Origin of the sequence: Bifidobacterium sp. H6bp9 (genome assembly GCF_032193695.1) — a bacterium.
In the GTDB taxonomy this organism is placed as follows: Bacteria; Actinomycetota; Actinomycetes; order Actinomycetales; family Bifidobacteriaceae; genus Bombiscardovia; species Bombiscardovia kimbladii.
In genome coordinates this window covers 41,508-58,271 of sequence record NZ_JASTZY010000006.1, presented here as the reverse complement: position 1 = coordinate 58,271, position 16,764 = coordinate 41,508, and the positions used below count along the sequence as shown (strand labels likewise).

The window sequence follows — 16,764 nt, the reverse complement described above, 5'->3', positions numbered from 1 at the left end:
GAGCGGCCATGGACGCTGTTCGTGGCGGAGCAGGGACCATTGTGGTCATGCCCACCTATCAGGAAGCCGACAATATCGGGGTGATCCTTCCGCAGCTCTTGGCCTGCTGTCCCGAGGTCGATGTCCTGGTCGTCGACGACAACTCGCCGGACGGCACCGGCGCCAAGGCCGAGGATATGGCCAAGCGCGACCCTCGCGTGCACGTCATCCATCGGCATGACCGCCGCGGGTTGGGCCCAGCCTACGTGCAGGGTTTTCGCTGGTCTTTGGGGCATGGCTATGACCTGATCTGCGAGATGGACATGGATGGCTCCCATCGGCCCCAGGATCTGGCCAGGATGCTGGCGGTGGCCCGAGACAAGGCGCATCCGGGTCTGGTCATCGGCTCGCGCCGGGTGCGCGGAGGCCGCACTCAACATTGGCCCTGGTATCGGGACCTGATCTCGCGTGTGGGATCCTGGTATGCCCGCACCGCCCTGGGATCCTCAGTGCGGGACATGACCGCCGGCCTGCGGGTCTATCGAGCGGACGTGTTGAGGCGGATCGACCTGCGAAGGGTCCGCTCCAGCGGCTACGTCTTTCAGGTGGATATGCTGCGCCGAGTCCAGGCCATGGGCCTGAGCGTCGTAGAAGTGCCTATTGTCTTCGTGGAGCGGGTCCGTGGCAGTTCGAAGATGGATGCCGGGATTGTTCTGGAGGCCATGGTCCAGGTGACCCTGTGGGGACTTGAACGGTTGACCCATAGAAACTGACATTGAATCACAATCGTGTTCGCTTTCTTAAGCGACCCTGCAGACCCTTGTTGGCGTCTTGAAGACAGAATGTGCCTTGGTTGACAGATTGCTGCAATAGCCGCGGCAGGCCTCTGGCATATGGGAGAATGGTCCAGGCATCGAAGAAATGTCGATTTTTCGCCCCCTGCTTTTGGACGGCGACCGCAGTCCAATGGCCGGCTTGCCAATTTGGGCGAATGTGTGCGATAATGTTCGAATGATATCGTCACAACGCCAACACCTGATATTGAACCGGTTGCGTACTCGTGGCGCAGTCCGTATCACCGCCCTCTCCAAGGAGCTGGGCGTCTCCGCCATGACCATCCGTCGGGACATTGCCGATCTTGCAGACAAGGGCCTGCTCAAGAGGGTCCACGGAGGGGCCGTCACCACCAGCTCGCTTCTGGCTGAGCCGCTATTCTCGGTCAAGTCGCAGATGGACATGGGCCTCAAGGACACCATCGCCCGTCATGCCATCGACTATGTCTCCCCGGGCGATGTCATCGCCATCGGCGGCGGGACCACGGCCTATGTCTTCGCCCAGCACCTCCTGGAGAGCCGTCAGTGCGCCGGCGTGACCCTGCTGACCAATTCCATCCCCGTGGCCGAACTGGTTCAGGCCATGGAGAGCAAGGATGTCGAGGTCATCGTCACCGGCGGCGTCATCACCCGGTCCAACTCCCTGGTAGGCCCCATCGCGGACAAGGTCATCGCCTCCCTGCGGGTCAACACGGTCTTTCTGGGGACTCACTCGGTTTCCATACCCCGCGGCTTCCTGATGCCCAACTCCCTGGAGGCGGCCACCGATATGGCGCTCATGGACATCGCCGACCGGACCATCATCCTGACCGATCACACCAAGTGGAGCTGCACCTCCCTGTCCCTGTTCGCCTCCTTCGACCAGGTGGACACCGTCATCACCGACGACCAGCTGGACCAGGAGTCGGCCGAGGCCACCCGCTCCCTGGTCAAACGGCTGGTGCTGGTGCCGGTCAACCCCGAGGAAGGCCAGGCTCAGGACGGAGCCTCCGACGGGTCTGGGGACCGGGTTCAATGAGCGGTAGGTCGCACAGGGGTGTGCGGGTTGCCATAGCTGGTTGCCATGGATTGTCAATCATCACGGACGATGAAGGAGCAGCATGAAGTCAGAGCAGTATGTCCCCCAACGGTATGTTCCCGGCGACTACGCCAGGGGGCATATCCGCATCACCCCCACCAGGCTGGCCGACGGGCGACGGTTCTTCTACCTGGACGACGATCCCGAGTACGTCTCCGGCCGCAGGACCAGGCGTCTGGACGATCCCCGTCCACTGACCGACCGGTTCGCCCCCCATCAGGATCAGGAGGGCAGGACGGTGCCCTTCCAGCCGCCGCAGATGCGCCGGGATCCTTTGACCGGAGACTGGATCCCCATGGCCACGGCCCGGATGAACCGGCCCATCACCGCCGGCCCACAGGCCACCGCCAAGGGCAACCCCCTGGCCGCCAGAAAGCCTGGAGACCCCTACCAGGATGGGGAGATCCCCGATGTGGACTACAACGTGGCGGTCTTCGAGAACCGTTTCCCCTCCATGATGCAGGTGCCCAGTACGCAGGCGGCCAGCCAGCCCTCCCTGGTGGACGGCAACCCCCTCTGGCCGGTGCGCGAGGCCAACGGGCGCTGCGAGGTGGTCTGCTTCGACCCTGACGAACATGCGCTCCCCGCCGATCTGCCGGTCTCCCGTCTGCGGACGGTGGTGGAGGCCTGGGCCTTTCGGACTGCTGAGATCTCGGCCATGGAGGGCATCGAACAGATCTTCCCCTTCGAGAACCACGGCCAGGAGATCGGCGTCTCCCTGGCCCACCCCCACGGACAGATCTACTGCTACCCCTTCATCGCCCCCCGGCTGGAGCAGGAGTTGAGGCAGTGCGCCGACTACCGGGAGCGCACCGGCGGCAACCTCCTGGCGGACATCCTCAAGGCCGAGCTGGACTCCGGCCGGCGGGTGGTCTTCCGCAACGCCACTTGGGTGGCCTATGTGCCCGCCGCCGCCCGCTGGCCCATGGAGGTCCACGTGGCACCCGTCCGCGACGGGATCCTGAGCCTGGACCAGCTCAACGACCAGGAGCGCTGGGACCTGGCCGTCATGTATTCGACACTGCTCAAGCGGGGCAATGCCTTCTTCGACAAGGGCGACGGCAAGGGGATGGATCTGCCCTACATCGCTGCCTGGCACCAGGCCCCGCTGCACGATCCGCGTCGGGAGGACTACAGACTCAACCTGCAGTTCTTCTCCTTCCGTCGGGCCGTGGACAAAATCAAGTATCTTGCCGGGTCCGAGTCAGGCATGGCTGCCTGGGTGTCGGACACCACCCCGGAGCGGATCGCCGACCGCTTCCGCCAATTGGGGCCCATGGACCTGGAGAATGGAGAGAATCAATGACGACGACAGTGGAATTCATGCAGGCCTGGACCCAGGGCGCCGACGGCCAAGGGGCCACCAGGGCCCGAGAGCTCTTTCACAAGGTCTATGGCGGGGATCCCCAGGGCGTCTGGAGCGCGCCTGGCCGGGTCAACCTGATTGGCGAGCACACGGATTACAACGCTGGACTCTGCCTGCCCATCGCCCTGCCTCACCGTACATATGTGGCCGCCAGCCCCAGGACGGACAGCCGGGTTCGCCTGGTCTCCACCATGGATCCTGAGCATCCGGTCCAGGCTGATCTGGATGGGCTTCAGGCTCGAGGGGTGAGCGGATGGGCGGCTTATCCGGTCGGCGTGGCCTGGGCCCTGCAGCGGGATGGCTTCACTCAGGTCCAAGGCTTCGACCTGGCGCTGGCCTCCTGTGTGCCCGTGGGGTCAGGGTTGAGCTCCTCGGCGGCCATGACCTGTGCCGTGGCACTGGCCCTGGATGACCTGTTCGATCTGGGACTGGGCGGCGACGAGGCTGGCCGGGTCAGGCTGGTCCAGGCTGCCATTGTGTCGGAGAACGATATGGCCGGAGCCTCCACCGGCGGCATGGATCAGAGCGCCTCCATGCGGTGTCGATCCGGTTGCGCCCTGCGGCTGGACTGCCGGCCAGAACTGGATGCCATGAGCAATGTGCGCCAGGTCCCCTTCGACCTGGAGGCTGCGGGGCTAGAGCTGCTGGTCGTCGACACCAGGGCCCAGCACCAGCTCAACGACGGCCAATACGATCAGCGACGGGCCACCTGTGAGCAGGCTGCGCATCTGCTGGGAGTGACCAACCTGCGCCAGGCGGCAGACCAGGTCAACGGCGCTGCTGATCCCCCATCCGCCCTGGCTGCCCTGCTGGAGCAGCTGCCCGATGAGACCATGCGTCGGCGGGTACGCCACGTGGTCAGCGAGATAGGACGGGTGGACCGCTTTATCGAGGCCTTCGGCAGGGGCGATTACGTCCTGGCCGGCCGCCTGTTCAACGCCTCCCATGACTCCCTGAGGGATGACTACGAGGTCACCTGCCCGGAGCTGGATGAGGCCGTTGACGCAGCACGCCAGGGCGGGGCCTATGGGGCCCGGATGACCGGCGGCGGGTTCGGGGGATCGATCATCGCTCTGGCTGACGCCGGCAAGGGCTCCGATCTTGCCCGCGACGTCGCCGAACGATTCGCCTCCAAGGGATTCAAGTCCCCCAGAGCCCTGATCGCCCTGCCCTCATCGGCGGCCGTGCGCGAAGCCTGAATCGGACTGCAGACCTTTGCGACCCCGCTTCTCCCGGCGCTCCTCTAAGCTGGGGGAGCGGGGTCCCGGTTTTCAGGGGTCCAGTCAAGGGCGAGGTGGATGAGGAGGACGGCCATGGACAAGGCGATCATCACAGTGGTGGGCAAGGATGCCATCGGCATCATCGGCAGGGTCTGCACAGACCTCTCCCAGCAGGGTATCAATGTGCTGGACATTTCGCAGACTATATTGGACGGCTTCTTCACCATGATGATGATCGTGGACTGCACCTCCTGCCGGGATGATTTCGACGCGCTCAGCCATCGGATGGAATCCTTGGGTGAGGACATCGGAGTCTCCATCCGCTGCCAGCGCGAGGAGATCTTCACCAGGATGCATCGGGTCTGAGGAGGCGGCCATGATCACACGCGACGAGGTCCTCGAGACCAACGACATGATCGACCGGGAGCGCCTGGACGTGCGCACCATCACCATGGGCATCAGCCTGCTGGACTGCGCCAGCCAGGATGTGGACATGCTCTGCCGGAACATTCATCGCCGGATCGTCTCCCTGGCAGGCGACCTGGTGTCCACAGGCGATGCCATCGCCCGTGAGTACGGCATTCCCATCGTCAACAAGCGCATCACCGTCACCCCCATCTCCCTAGTGGCCGCCGGAGCCTGCCACAGCGTGGAGGACTATGTGGCCGTGGCCAAGGCCCTGGACCGCTCGGCCCAGGAGGTCGGGGTCAACCTGATCGGCGGCTACTCGGCCCTGGTAGGCAAGGGCATGACCCCGGCCGAGCGGCTGCTGATCAAGTCCCTGCCCAGGGCGCTGAGCCAGACTGAACGCGTCTGCGCCAGCGTCAACGTGGGCTCCACCAGAACGGGCATCGATATGGATGCCGTCGCCCTCATGGGACGGGTCGTCAAGGCCACTGCTGAGAGCACCGCCGACTCGGACAGCTCTGGCTGCACCAAGCTGGTGGTCTTCTGCAATGCTCCGGACGACAACCCCTTCATGGCCGGTGGTTTCCATGGGGTCAGCCAGGGGTCGGCCGTCATCAACGTGGGGGTCTCCGGACCCGGCGTGGTCAAGACCGCCTTGGAATCGGCCAAGGGAGCGGACTTCGGGCAGCTGTGCGAGACCATCAAGCGGACGGCCTTCAAGATCACCCGGGTGGGTCAGCTGGTGGCCCAGGAGGCCAGCCGTCGCCTGGAGGTGCCCTTCGGCATCATCGACCTGTCCCTGGCGCCCACCCCGGCTGTCGGAGACTCAGTGGGGGAGGTCCTGCAGACCATGGGCCTGGAGCAGGTGGGCGCCCCCGGGACCACTGCGGCCCTGGCCATCCTCAACGATCAGGTCAAGAAGGGCGGCATCATGGCTTCCAGCTCGGTGGGCGGGCTGTCCGGGGCCTTCATCCCCGTGTCCGAGGACGCCGCCATGATCCAGGCTGCGCAAGAGGGGAGCCTGACCCTGGAGAAGCTTGAGGCCATGACCTGCGTCTGTTCGGTGGGGCTGGATATGATCCCCATCCCTGGGGACACTGCTGCCGAGTCCATCTCCGGTCTGATCGCCGACGAGGCGGCTATCGGCATGATCAATCAGAAGACCACTGCAGTCAGGGTCATTCCTGTCATCGGCAAGCAGGTGGGCGAGTGGGCCGAGTTCGGCGGGCTCATGGGCGGCGGGCCGGTCGTGCCCGTCAATACCCGTTCCTGCGCCGACTTCGTCAATCGGGGCGGACACATTCCGGCGCCCATTCACAGCTTCAAGAACTGAGTGCGCTCGCGGAGTTCAGCGGCCGCCTTGGAATCCCAGCTGCCGCCAGGCTTCGTAGATGGCGATGGAGGCGCAGTTGGTCAGGTTCAGGCTGCGCAGGCTGGGCCGCATGGGCAGCCTGACCTGCTCGGCTACATGAGGGCCGGCCATGATGTCCATGGGGTCGGGGATGTCGCCCGGTTCGGGGCCGAACAGGAGGATGTCGTCCGGCCGGTAGCTGACCTCGGTGTAGAGCTTGTCGGCGTGGGCGGTGAAAGCGATGATCCGGCTGTCGGGCATGGAGCGGACCAGGTCGTCGAAGTCCGGGTGCAGGACCACGTGGGCCATGTCATGGTAGTCCAGGCCGGCCCGGCGCAGCTTGGTGTCCTTGAGGTTGAAGCCCAAGGGCTCTATCAGATGCAGGATGGTCCCGGTCACGGCGCACAGGCGGATGGCCGAGCCGGTGTTGCCGGGGATCCGCGGCGAGTAGTAGCACAGGTGGGGCGTGGAGGTCTTCACCCGGCTGGCCTGATCGGCCTTCATCATGGCGTCCACTACCGATATGGGGTTGCCGTGGGCGTCGGTGACCAGCTCGTCGGGACCATAGTTCGATTTGCGGTATCCATACTCATACATGCTTTCGACGGCTTTCGACGGGTCGCCGGACCGCTCCTGCTCCTGCCTGTTCATGAGGCCAACCTACCGTCGCCAAACGACAGGCCAGGCAGTGCCGGTCGGCACCGTCGGGCAGAATACGGCGGTTGAATGAGGCAGGATCGAGTGGCGAAGGGCGGTGTGACCATGGAGAAGACGGAAACGGCCTTGGCGGAGACTGAGCCCATCCGCCTGCGGCTGTTCGACTGGTGGAGCCGTTATGCCCGCGACCTGCCCTGGCGCTTTGGACGAACCACGCCCTGGGGGGTCTTGGTTTCAGAGGTCATGAGCCAGCAGACCCAGATGAGCCGGGTGGTGCCCTACTGGACGGCCTGGATGAGAGTCTGGCCGGATGCGGCCTCACTGGCCGCCGCCCCCAAGGCCGAGGTCATTACGGCCTGGGGCCGTCTGGGCTACCCGCGTCGAGCCCTGCGCCTGCAGGAGTGCGCGCGGCAGGTGGCCGGCCAGTATGCAGACCGGCTGCCCCGGGATTACGACCAGCTGGTGGCCCTGCCTGGCATCGGCGACTATACGGCCAGTGCTGTCATGAGCTTTGCCTACGGCGAGAGGATCGCCGTCATCGATACCAACATTCGCAGGGTGCTCTCCAGGGTCTTTCTGGGACGTGAATCCAAAGGGGGTGCTGCCAGCCGAGAGGAGCGCCAGCTGGCCTGGCAGGTCCTGCCTGAGGACGAAGATCCAGAAGCTTCTGATCATCGCGTGAACGGTGACGACCGCTTGGAGACGGCTGACCCGCAGGTCCGGTCGGCAGCCTGGCGGGAGCCGCCCTCGGCCCGATGGAACCAGGCCGTCATGGAGCTGGGCGCCACGGTTTGCGTGGCCCGCAAGCCGGCCTGCGACATCTGCCCTCTAGCCGGCCACTGCCGTTTCCTCAAGGCTGGGCTGCCCGATCTGGGTTCAGGCAGGACCAGGCCCCGGCAGTGCTTCGCAGGCACCGACCGGCAGATTCGCGGATCCATCCTCCAGGCACTGCGGCAGGCTTCGGGCGCGCCCGTCTTCAGGAAGGATCTGAAACCCTTGTGCGACGACGAAATCCGACTCGATCGGTGCATCGCCTCCCTGGACGAGGACGGCCTTCTGGAGATCGGACAGGACGGCAGCCTGAGTCTGCCGCAGTGAAGGCCGCCCTGGCGATTAGAGTGGAGAAGTATGGCCAAGCGACGCATGAGCGAGAAGAAGCGGCGGATGTACCGTCGCCGGAGGATTGCGGCTGCCCTGCTGGCGGTGCTCTTCCTGCTGGTCTGCGCCGGTCTGGTCTGGGGCGTGGGGGCCGGCATCAGAGCATTGCGTGGAGGCAGCGGGGCCCAGGGAGCCTCGACCAGCGCCCAGCAGCAGACTCCAAAGACCAAATCCAAGGACAAGCAGAAGAAGGATCAGAAGAAGGACTCCGGCAAAAAGCGTTCTTCTGGAGCTCCTGACTGCGGCAAGGGGGACCTGGCTCTGGAGCTGGCCGCGCCCGATCCCAGCACTGGGGTCGGCGGATCCATCGACTTTACGGCGACCATTCGCCACAAGGGAACGGGCTCCTGTCTGGTGGACGGCTCCGACGGCGGACGGGTGCTGATCATCACCAGCGGCCAGGAGACCATCTGGCGTTCCGATGCCTGCCCGGTTGGGGCTCGCACCCTGCTCATGGCCACCGGCGACAAGGACGTGCAGACCATCACCTGGAATGCCGACAGCAGCCAGGATAGCTGCCTGCCCGATGATCAGCTGCCTCGAGTCAATGCCGGCTCCTACCAGGCCAAGCTGGTCCTCAAGGCCAATCCCCGGGCGGCTTCCCAGCCTGTGCCGGTCATGGTCCAATAGCAGCTTTCCAAAGACGACACGCCGATTGCATCCATGGTTCTTGTCTGCTATAGTTTTGTCTTTGCATGAGGTGTGTCATATAGCGGGCATGCATCATCGAGGAGATGCCCGCGAATAGGCATATGGCGGCCATTCGGCATCTCCCTGGGGTAACAGGAATGATCGAGTACGGCGAGCGATAAGGAACGTCCATTTTGGCTGCCAATAAAGCTGTAAGAAGTACCACCACTACGCAGGCACGCGCTGACGAACACGACATCAAACTGCACAAGGCCACCGACCGTGTCAACTTCGGATCCATCCGCGAACCCATCGAGGTGCCCTACCTCCTGGGTGTGCAGACCGACAGCTTCGACTGGCTGGTCGGCAACGACCGCTGGAAGAAGCGGGTCGAGGAGGACCAGGTCAACGGGACCCATACTGTGGCCCCCGTCTCGGGCCTGGATGAGGTCTTCCAAGAGATCTCACCCATCGAGAACTTCGCTCAGACCATGAGCCTGACCTTCTCGGATCCTTACTTCGAGGAGCCCAGGCACACGGTCCAGGAGTGCAAGGAGAAGGACTACACCTACTCGGCTCCTCTGTATGTCAATGCCGAGTTCGAGAACGGGGACACCGGCGAGATCAAGTCGCAGACCGTCTTCATGGGCGACTTCCCGCTGCAGACCCCCCACGGCACCTTCATCATCGGCGGCTCGGAGCGCGTCATCGTCTCCCAGCTGGTCCGCTCTCCTGGCGTCTACTTCGACCGCACCCAGGACCGCAACTCCGACAAGGAGATCTTCGGAGCCAAGATCATCCCCAGCCGGGGCGCCTGGCTGGAGTTCGAGATCGACAAGCGCGATGTGCTGGGCGTGCGCGTGGACCGCAAGCGCAAGCAGTCCGCCATCGTCTTCCTCATGGCCATCGGCATGACCAAGCCGCAGATCCGCAAGGCCTTCAAGGGCTACCCGCTGGTGCTGGACGCCCTGGAGAAGGAGACCATCGAGACCCAGGACGAGGCCCTGACCGACCTCTACCGCAAGATCCGGCCCGCGGACACCGCCTCGCCCGAGGCCGGCCGCAACCTGCTGGACTCCTTCTACTTCAACACCAAGCGCTACGACCTGGCCCGGGTCGGCCGCTACAAGATCAACCGCAAGCTCGGTCTTGAGACCGACTTCAACGACCGCAGCCTCCACCCCGAGGACATCATCGCCACACTGAAGTACCTGGTGACCCTGCATGCCGGCGGGCAGACCTTCCCCGGCCGCCGCGACGGCCAGGACATCGAGCTGCGGGTGGACGTGGACGACATCGACCACTTCGGCAACCGCCGCATCCGCCAGGTGGGCGAGCTGATCCAGAACCAGCTGCGCACCGGCCTGAGCCGTATGGAGCGCGTGGTCCGCGAGAGGATGACGACCCAGGATGCCGAGGCCATCACCCCGCAGTCCCTGATCAACATCCGCCCGGTCAACGCCACCATCAAGGAGTTCTTCGGAACCTCCCAGCTGAGCCAGTTCATGGATCAGAACAACCCGCTGGCCGGCGTGACCAACAAGCGTCGTCTTTCGGCCCTGGGCCCCGGCGGCCTGTCCCGCGACCGCGCCTCCATGGAGGTGCGCGATGTGCACCCCTCCCACTACGGACGAATGTGCCCCATCGAGTCCCCTGAAGGCCCCAACATCGGTCTGATCGGCTCCCTGGCCACCTTCGCCCGGGTCAACCCCTTCGGCTTCATCGAGACCCCCTACCGCAAGGTCATCGATGGCCAGGTGACCGACGACGTGGTCTACATGACCGCCGACCAGGAGTCCGAGCACACCATCGCCCAGGCCAACCAGGAGATCGACGAGACCGGACACTTCGTCGAGGACGAGGCCCTGGTGCGTGACGCCGAAGCCGAGGCCAAGGATGTGCCCGTCTCCCAGGTGGACCTGATGGATGTCTCCCCCCGGCAGATGGTTTCGGTGGGCGCCTCCCTGATCCCCTTCCTGGAGCACGACGAGGGCCACCGAGCGCTGATGGGCACCAACATGCAGCGTCAGGCCGTCCCCCTGGTCAAGTCCGAGCGTCCCTTGGTGGGCACCGGCTCCGAGTGGCGCTCCGCCATCGACTCGGGCGATGTCATCCTGGCCGAGAAGCCGGGCGTGGTCACCTACGTCTCCGCCGACATGATCCGCGTCATGAATGACGACGGCACCCAGTCCTCCTACAAGCTGGCCAAGTTCCAGCGGTCCAACCAGACCACCTGCTACAACCAGGTTCCCCTGATCAAGGATGGGGAGCGGGTCGAGGCCGGCACGGTCCTGGCCGATGGCCCCGCCACCCAGAAGGGCGAGATGGCCCTGGGCAAGAACCTCCTGGTGGCCTTCATGCCTTGGAACGGCTACAACTACGAGGACGCCGTCATCATCTCCCAGCGTCTGGTCCAGGACGACACCCTGAGCTCCATCCATATCGAGGAGTACGAGACCGACGCCCGCGAGACCAAGCTGGGCGCCGAGGAGATCACCCGCGACCTGCCCAACGTGGGCGAGGACGCAGTGGCCAACCTGGACGAGCGCGGCATCATCCGCATCGGTGCCGAGGTCGAGGCCGGAGACATCCTGGTCGGCAAGGTCACCCCCAAGGGCGAGACCGAGCTGACCCCCGAGGAGCGGCTCCTGCGGGCCATCTTCGGCGAGAAGAGCCGTGAGGTGCGCGACACCAGCCTCAGGGTGCCCCACGGCGAGACCGGCACGGTCATCGAGGTCAAGGAGGTCACCCGCGAGGATGCCGAGGAGGATGGCGACGAGCTGCCCAACGGCGTCAACCGGATGATCAGGGTCTACATCGCCCAGCACCGCAAGATCACCCAGGGCGACAAGCTCTCCGGCCGCCACGGCAACAAGGGCGTCATCTCGAGGATCCTGCCCGAGGAGGATATGCCCTTCATGGCCGATGGCACCCCCATCGACATCATGCTCAACCCCTTGGGCGTGCCCTCGCGTATGAACCTGGGCCAGGTCCTGGAGCTCCACCTGGGGTGGATCGCCCACTCCGGCTGGGACATCAGCCTGGATCCCAACCTGGAGGCCGAGTGGAAGAAGCACATTCCGGCAGGTGCGGAGAAGGCCGAGCCCGGCACAGCCGTGGCCACACCGGTCTTCGACGGCGTACGGCAGGATGCCCTGAACGGCCTGCTCAAGACCACCCTGCCCAACCGTGACGGCGAGCGCCTGGTGGGCGACGACGGCAAGGCCGTGCTCTACGACGGCCGCACCGGCGAACCCTTCACCAAGCCGATCTCCGTGGGCTACATGTACATGCTCAAGCTCCACCACCTGGTCGACGACAAGATCCACGCCCGGTCCACCGGCCCCTACTCCATGATCACCCAGCAGCCCTTGGGCGGCAAGGCCCAGTTCGGCGGCCAGCGCTTCGGCGAGATGGAGGTCTGGGCCCTGGAGGCCTACGGTGCCGCCTACACCCTGCACGAGATGATGACCACCAAGTCCGACGACGTGGACGGCCGTGTGCGGGCCTATGGAGCCATCGTGCGCGGGGAGAACCTGCCGGCGGCCGGCATTCCCGAATCCTTCAAGGTGCTGCTCAAGGAGATGCAGTCGCTCTCCTTGAACGTGGAGGTGCTCAACGCCGAAGGCAACGTGATCGAGATGAAGGACGAGGACGACGACCCCAACGCCGCCTCCGACGATCTGGGCTTCAACATCGGCGCCCGCCCGGACGCCGCCGCCAAGGCCGACCAGTCAGCTCCCGAGCCGGAGTACCGCTGAACCACCAGTCACAGGGATGCCCGCATTGCGGGCATCCCGCTAAAAGGCAAACTTCAGAGCAGTTACAAGATCAGAGACAGGACATAGAGTGCTGGACGTCAATGCATTTGACAAACTGAGAATCGGACTGGCCACGGCCGACGACATCCGCGGCTGGAGCTATGGCGAGGTCAAGAAGCCCGAGACCATCAACTACCGTACCTTGAAGCCCGAGAAGGACGGCCTGTTCGGCGAGCAGATCTTCGGACCCACCCGCGACTGGGAGTGCGCCTGCGGCAAGTACAAGCGCGTGCGCTTCAAGGGGATCGTCTGCGAGCGCTGCGGCGTGGAGGTCACCCGCTCCCGCGTCCGCCGCGAGCGTATGGGCCACATCGAGCTGGCCGCCCCCGTCACCCACATCTGGTTCTTCAAGGGCGTGCCCTCCCGGCTGGGCTACCTGCTGGATATTGCGCCCAAGGACCTGGAGAAGGTCATCTACTTCGCGGCCTACATGGTCACCAAGGTGGATGAGGACAAGCGCCACAAGGATCTGCCCGACCTGCAGGACGAGTTCGACAACGAGATCACCCAGCTGGGGAAGAAGCGCGACCTGGAGATCGACAAGCGCGCCAAGAAGCTGGAGGAGGACCTGGCCGAGCTGGAGAAGACCGACGAGGTCAAGGGCTCTATGAAGGCCCGTCTGCGCAACGGGGCCGAGCGGGACATGACCGCCATCCGCAAGCGCTACGACGACCAGATCCAGAGGGTCACCGCCGTCTTCGACCGCTTCAAGACCCTGAAGCCCGGCGACATGGAGGGCGACGTGGATCTGTGGCGGGAGATGCAGGACCGCTACGGTGACTACTTCGAGGGCTGCATGGGCGCCGAGGCCATCAAGAAGCGCCTGCAGGACTTCGACCTGGAGGGTGCCGCCAAGGAGCTCCGCCACGAGATCGACACCGGCTCAGGCCAGCGCAAGGCCCGTGCCCTGAAGCGGCTCAAGGTGGTCTCCGCCTTCCTGAACACCGGCAACAAGCCCGAGGCCATGGTCCTGGACGTCGTCCCGGTCATTCCGCCCGACCTGCGCCCCATGGTGCAGCTGGACGGCGGCCGCTTCGCCACCTCCGACCTCAACGACCTCTACCGGCGCGTCATCAACCGCAACAACAGGCTCAAGCGCCTGATCGAGCTGGGCGCCCCCGAGATCATGCTCAACAACGAGAAGCGCATGCTCCAGGAGGCTGTGGACTCCCTCTTCGACAACGGCCGCCGTGGCCGTCCCGTCACCGGGGCCTCCAACCGCCCCCTGAAGTCCCTGGCAGACATGCTCAAGGGCAAGCAGGGCCGCTTCCGTCAGAACCTGCTGGGCAAGCGCGTGGACTACTCGGGCCGTTCCGTGATCGTGGTCGGGCCCTCCCTGCGCATGCACCAGTGCGGCCTGCCCAAGCCCATGGCCCTGGAGCTCTTCAAGCCCTTCGTCATCAAGCGGCTGGTGGACCTCAACTACGCGCAGAACATGAAGAGCGCCAAGCGGCTGGTCGACCGCGGCGACCCCGAGGTCTGGGGCGTGCTGGAGGAGGTCATCTCCGAGCATCCCGTCCTGCTCAACCGTGCGCCTACGCTGCACCGTCTGGGCATCCAGGCCTTTGAGCCGATCCTGGTCGAGGGCAAGGCCATCCACCTGCCCCCGCTGGCCTGCGCGGCCTTCAACGCCGACTTCGACGGCGACCAGATGGCAGTCCATCTGCCCCTGTCGGCAGAGGCCCAGGCTGAGGCCCGTTCGCTCATGCTGGCCTCCGACAACATCCTCAAGCCCGCCGACGGCCACACGGTCACCATGCCCTCCCAGGATATGATTCTGGGTCTGTACTACCTGACCACTGTGGTTGACGGTGCCAAGGGCCAGGGCCGGATCTTCTCCAGCCTGGCCGAGGCCCGGATGGCCCTGGACCTGGGCGAGATCGACATGCAGGCCAAGATCCTGCTGCGGGTGCCCGCCGACTTCGTCATGCCCAAGGATTGGGAGCCCGGCGACCTCAAGGTCATCGACCCCGAGCCCGGCAGCCCCGACGTGGTCAAGGAGGAAGTCTTCAAGGACGGATCCAGGCTCTTCGCCACCAACTACGGGCGGGTCCTGTTCAACCGGACGCTGCCTGTGGACTACCCCTTCATCAACGAGCAGGTGCCCAAGGGCAAGCTGTCCGGCATCGTGGACGACATCGCCACCCGGTACTCGACCGCCCAGGTCGCGGCCACCCTGGATGCCCTGAAGGATCTGGGCTTCACCCGGGCCCAGTGGTCCGGCGTGACCATGGCCTTCTCCGACATCGTGGTGCCGCCCGAGCGCAGCGAGATCGTCAACGAGTACCAGGGGCAGGCTGCCAAGGTCAACTCCCAGTACGACATGGGTCTGCTGACCGACGAGGAGCGTCGTCAGGAGCTGATCAACCTGTGGACCGAGTGCACCGACAAGGTGGCTGACGCCATGCAGGAACACTTCACTCCGGACAACAACGTGAACATCATGGTCCAGTCCGGGGCACGAGGCAACTGGATGCAGATCCGCCAGATCGCCGGCATGCGAGGCCTGGTGGCCAACCCCAAGGGCGAGATCATCCCTCGACCCGTCAAGTCCAACTATCACGACGGCCTGTCGGTGCTGGAGTACTTCATCTCCCAGCACGGCGCCCGCAAGGGTCTGGCCGACACCGCACTGCGCACCGCCGAGTCGGGCTACCTGACCCGTCGTCTGGTCGACGTCTCCCAGGATGTGATCGTGCGCGAGGAGGACTGCGGCACCATGCGCGGTCTGACCATGAAGGTGGCCGAGCGCGACGAGCAGGGCAACCTGGTTCTGGTCAAGGCCGCCGACGGCGGACCCTACTCCAGGCTCCTGGCCGCCGACGTCATCGACCCCAAGGACGGCAAGACCGTGCTCTACAAGCGTGGCGATGCCCTGTCCATGGACGTGCTTCGCGACATGGTCGCCCACGGCGTGGAGGAGGTCAAGGCCCGTTCGGTCCTGACCTGCGAGTCCACCCGCGGGGTGTGCGCCAAGTGCTACGGCTGGTCCCTGGCCACCAACAAGCTGGTGGATGTGGGCGAGGCTGTGGGCATTGTGGCTGCCCAGTCCATCGGCGAGCCCGGCACCCAGCTGACGCTGCGTTCCTTCCACTCCGGCGGCGTGGCTTCGGCCTCCGACATCACCCAGGGTCTTCCCCGTGTCACCGAGCTCTTCGAGGCCCGTACCCCCAAGGGCGAGGCTCCCATCGCGGAGTTCCCCGGCACCGTCAAGGTGGAGGACACTGATCGCGGCCGCCAGGTGACCCTGACCCCCGATGACACCTCCGTGGAGGCGCTGACCTACCCGGTCACCCGCCGTGCGCCCATGATGGTCAAGGACGGACAGCACGTCGAGGCCGGCACCCAGCTGATCGAGGGCTCCGTGGATCCCAAGAAGATCCTGCGCATCCTCGGCCCGCGTGCCGCCCAGGTGAACATCGTCAACGAGGTGCACACGGTCTACCGCTCCCAGGGCGTGGACATCCACGACAAGCACATCGAGGTCATCGTCCACCAGATGCTCCGCCGCGTCACGGTCATCGACTCGGGCGACACCGACCTGCTGCCCGGCGAGCTGGTTGACCAGGCCAAGTTCAAGGCTGCCAACATGAAGGCCGTCAAGGCCGGAGGCAAGCCGGCTGCTGGACGCCCCGAGCTCATGGGCATCACCAAGGCCTCCCTGGCCACCGACTCCTGGCTGTCGGCCGCCTCCTTCCAGGAGACGACCCGCGTGCTCACCGAGGCCGCTCTGAACCAGAAGGTCGACGACCTCAAGGGCCTCAAGGAGAACGTGATCATCGGCAAGCTGATCCCTGCCGGCACCGGCCTGGCCAGGTACCGCAACGCCACTGTGGAGCCCGACAAGGCCATCCGCGACACCATCTACCCCAACTTCGGCCTGGGTGGCGGCGACGTGGATCTGAGCGACGCCGACCTGAACGATGTGGACTTCTCCAACATCGACTTCGGGGATCTGAAGCTGGGCGACGACTTCAACCCTGACGACTTCCTCAACGACCAGGGCGGCCAGAGCCATCTGGACACCCCCAACGTGCAGGATCCGTCTGCTGAGGCCGGCGATCAGACGGCTGCCACCACGAACACGGGATCTTCGGATGCCGCCGATGGCAGTGACTCCGCCCAGAATCCGTCCCAGCAGCCTGGTTCGGCCACCTTCTCCTCCTCGGAGGATCAGCACTCCAACCAGTGAGAGTCTGAACAACTGGTAGCCGCAGATCCGCTTGGGCCGGATGACCCGGCCTGGCGGATTCGGCTGCCGGA

At 65.0% G+C, this 16,764-nt stretch carries 11 protein-coding genes; 10 read left to right on the top strand and 1 reads right to left on the bottom strand.

Annotated elements, in window-relative coordinates; genetic code table 11:
- Nucleotides 1–8: 8 nt before the first annotated feature.
- From QRX40_RS07590 to QRX40_RS07565, 6 genes are all read left to right on the top strand, one after another.
- Nucleotides 9–752: a polyprenol monophosphomannose synthase gene (locus QRX40_RS07590; protein WP_313837447.1), complete on the top strand. Its 744-nt coding sequence runs from the start codon at nt 9–11 to the stop codon at nt 750–752.
- A 220-nt stretch (nt 753–972) separates the two neighbouring features.
- Nucleotides 973–1,830, top strand: coding sequence for a DeoR/GlpR family DNA-binding transcription regulator (locus QRX40_RS07585; RefSeq protein ID WP_313837445.1), 858 nt, complete (start codon nt 973–975; stop codon nt 1,828–1,830).
- Nucleotides 1,831–1,912: 82 nt separating this feature from the next.
- Nucleotides 1,913–3,196 carry a galactose-1-phosphate uridylyltransferase gene (gene galT / locus QRX40_RS07580; protein ID WP_313837444.1) on the top strand — a complete coding sequence of 428 codons (1,284 nt, stop codon included), beginning with the start codon at nt 1,913–1,915 and terminating at the stop codon, nt 3,194–3,196.
- Nucleotides 3,193–4,455, top strand: coding sequence for a galactokinase (galK, locus tag QRX40_RS07575; RefSeq protein WP_313837443.1), 1,263 nt, complete (start codon nt 3,193–3,195; stop codon nt 4,453–4,455). Before galT ends, galK begins: the two co-directional genes overlap by 4 nt.
- Nucleotides 4,456–4,569: 114 nt before the next feature.
- A complete protein-coding gene (locus tag QRX40_RS07570; protein ID WP_313837442.1) occupies nt 4,570–4,842 on the top strand; it encodes an ACT domain-containing protein in 273 nt (90 codons plus the stop codon).
- Between the two features lie 10 nt (nt 4,843–4,852).
- The gene (locus tag QRX40_RS07565; protein ID WP_313837440.1) at nt 4,853–6,217 is read left to right on the top strand and encodes a PFL family protein; all 1,365 of its coding nucleotides are present in this window, start codon (nt 4,853–4,855) and stop codon (nt 6,215–6,217) included.
- Nucleotides 6,218–6,232: 15 nt separating this feature from the next.
- On the opposite strand, the gene QRX40_RS07560 is transcribed toward QRX40_RS07565, so the two are convergent.
- Nucleotides 6,233–6,886, bottom strand: coding sequence for a tRNA (cytidine(34)-2'-O)-methyltransferase (locus QRX40_RS07560; protein WP_101432005.1), 654 nt, complete (start codon nt 6,884–6,886; stop codon nt 6,233–6,235).
- A gap of 111 nt (nt 6,887–6,997) precedes the next feature.
- Here QRX40_RS07560 and QRX40_RS07555 point away from each other — a divergent pair, with 111 nt between their 5' ends.
- The 4 genes from QRX40_RS07555 to QRX40_RS07540 all read left to right on the top strand — a co-directional run bounded on the left by QRX40_RS07555 (nt 6,998) and on the right by QRX40_RS07540 (nt 16,693).
- On the top strand, nt 6,998–7,990 hold the full coding sequence (locus QRX40_RS07555; protein ID WP_313837496.1) for an A/G-specific adenine glycosylase: 993 nt from the start codon (nt 6,998–7,000) through the stop codon (nt 7,988–7,990).
- Between the two features lie 30 nt (nt 7,991–8,020).
- Nucleotides 8,021–8,680 carry a hypothetical protein gene (locus QRX40_RS07550; RefSeq protein ID WP_313837438.1) on the top strand — a complete coding sequence of 220 codons (660 nt, stop codon included), beginning with the start codon at nt 8,021–8,023 and terminating at the stop codon, nt 8,678–8,680.
- Between the two features lie 194 nt (nt 8,681–8,874).
- Nucleotides 8,875–12,441: a DNA-directed RNA polymerase subunit beta gene (gene rpoB, locus QRX40_RS07545; protein ID WP_198201057.1), complete on the top strand. Its 3,567-nt coding sequence runs from the start codon at nt 8,875–8,877 to the stop codon at nt 12,439–12,441.
- An 88-nt stretch (nt 12,442–12,529) separates the two neighbouring features.
- Nucleotides 12,530–16,693, top strand: a complete 4,164-nt coding sequence (locus QRX40_RS07540; RefSeq protein ID WP_313837434.1) for a DNA-directed RNA polymerase subunit beta' — start codon at nt 12,530–12,532, stop codon at nt 16,691–16,693.
- Nucleotides 16,694–16,764 lie beyond the last annotated feature (71 nt).

Coding starts and splice junctions, on each gene's coding strand:
- QRX40_RS07590 (WP_313837447.1), top strand. CDS start 9: ATGGACGCTGTTCGTGGCGGAGCAGGGACCATTGTGGTCATGCCCACC.
- galT (WP_313837444.1), top strand. CDS start 1,913: ATGAAGTCAGAGCAGTATGTCCCCCAACGGTATGTTCCCGGCGACTAC.
- galK (WP_313837443.1), top strand. CDS start 3,193: ATGACGACGACAGTGGAATTCATGCAGGCCTGGACCCAGGGCGCCGAC.
- QRX40_RS07570 (WP_313837442.1), top strand. CDS start 4,570: ATGGACAAGGCGATCATCACAGTGGTGGGCAAGGATGCCATCGGCATC.
- QRX40_RS07565 (WP_313837440.1), top strand. CDS start 4,853: ATGATCACACGCGACGAGGTCCTCGAGACCAACGACATGATCGACCGG.
- QRX40_RS07560 (WP_101432005.1), bottom strand. CDS start 6,886: ATGAACAGGCAGGAGCAGGAGCGGTCCGGCGACCCGTCGAAAGCCGTC.
- QRX40_RS07555 (WP_313837496.1), top strand. CDS start 6,998: ATGGAGAAGACGGAAACGGCCTTGGCGGAGACTGAGCCCATCCGCCTG.
- QRX40_RS07550 (WP_313837438.1), top strand. CDS start 8,021: ATGGCCAAGCGACGCATGAGCGAGAAGAAGCGGCGGATGTACCGTCGC.